This is a genomic window from Streptomyces graminilatus (assembly GCF_001418565.1).
Taxonomy (GTDB): Bacteria; Actinomycetota; Actinomycetes; order Streptomycetales; family Streptomycetaceae; genus Streptomyces; species Streptomyces graminilatus.
Genome location: NZ_LIQQ01000811.1, coordinates 1 through 1,691, shown reverse-complemented (window position 1 = coordinate 1,691; position 1,691 = coordinate 1). Strand labels below are relative to the sequence as shown.

At 75.9% G+C, this 1,691-nt stretch carries 2 pseudogenes; both read left to right on the top strand.

The features are described 5' to 3' along the window. Positions 1–442 (top strand): annotated as a pseudogene (locus AOK08_RS46300) (hypothetical protein); the annotation flags it as partial. Between the two features lie 5 nt (positions 443–447). After that, a pseudogene (locus AOK08_RS41795) lies at positions 448–1,691 on the top strand (hypothetical protein); the annotation flags it as partial.

The window sequence follows — 1,691 nt, the reverse complement described above, 5'->3', positions numbered from 1 at the left end:
GGCACCCCGCCGCCCCCTGGAGGACGAGGACGACTGGGGTACGGCACCACCGCCGTCCCGCTCCCCGGAGGCGGACACCTCCGGCGTCGACGACGACTACAAGTACGGCGACTACGACAACACCGCTTCGTACAGCCGCAGTTCACACTCCTCCAGCGGCTACGGCGACGGGGGCGGGGGCGGCAGTGCGGGCGGGCGCCGGGACGACGGACGGGTCAACGGGTCCCCGCGCGGCGCGGAGCGCCCCTCCGCACCCTGGGACCAGCCCGACGACCAGCGGCCCTACGACGATCCGGACGACCGCAAGTACGAGCGCCGGTACGACGGCAGGGACGACGGCAGGGACGACCACCGGTCGGACCACCGGTCCGACGACCGGTCCGACGGCCGGTCCGACGGCCGGGACGGCGACGGCTCTCCCTGGGACGGAGACGCCCAGTGAGCAGCATGCCCATGGGCTCCGGCCCCGTCGTCGTACCGCTCGACCTGCGCGCCGGGGCGGCGCGGCTCGACACCGCCCAGGCGCTGCGGGCCCGCGTCGCCCACCGGCTCGCCCAGGCCGGGCAACCGGAGCCCGACGACCCGCTGTTCCTGGTGACCGACACCCCGGCCGGGCTCACCGACCACCAGCGGCAGTACGAACTCCTCGCCGCCTACCGGGCGGTGGGCGAGGTCAGGATCCTGGTCCTGCTGGTGGGCAGCGCGCCCGGTGCGTACGCGGGCGAGGACGAGGCGTTCAAGCCCGACCGCAGGCTGCTGCGCCCCGCCGTACTGCGCTCCGACCGTACGGCCATCCTGTGGGCCGGTGATCTGCGCTCCGCGCGCACGGCACTGGAGCGGCCCGCGCCCGACGACCCGGACGCGCTGGCTGTCCTGGTGGACGTCCTGTCGGTGCCGGACGTCTATCTGCGCGTCCTGCGGGATCTCACGTCACTGCCCGACGCCGTCGCCGCACCCGGCGTACGCCTCCTGGAGCAGGACCTGCCCCCGGACGTGCGCGACCGGGCGTGGCGGGACGCGCTCACCCGGTTCGCGGGCCACGACACCGACCACGCGCCACCGACGGCGGTCGTGTCCAACGCCGAACTCCCGGACCCGCTAAAGGCGTTGGTGTCCGGCGGCAGCGGCCGGGACCAGCGGCACCGGCAGCCCGGCGGCCCGGCGGAGGGCACCTACCGTGCCTGCGTGAACGCCCTCGACAACGCCGACGGGGCGCTGGCCGGCCTGTCCGCCCTCCCCGGCCTGCTGCGGCCCGCGCGCCGCGAGGCCTTCGAGGCGGACCTCGACGAGGCCCGCCGGGCCCTCGACGCCTACCGGTCCCTCGTCGGCAGGGCCCTGGCGGGCGGCACCGGATCCGGTACGGCGTCCTCGGCCGCCGAGGCGGCGGCCCACCTCACCGACCTGGGCCTGCGGGTGCCCACGGCGGAGGGCATGCGCGACCGAATCGGCGAGGGCCTGCGCGAGTACGCCGAGAAACTCCTCGGCCAGGGACTCGCGCTGCGCTCGGTGGCCCAGCGGTTCACCGCCCTGGCCGGCCAGGTGGAACCGGTGCCGAGTGCGGCACTGGTACGCGGACTCACCGCGTTCGACCCGGCCAGGGTGGCCCCGACGAACGGGCGGCGAACGGTACGGGGTGGTGGCGCTTCGGTGGGGTACGGGCGCACGGGTGGCATGAGTGGCACGGGTGGCAC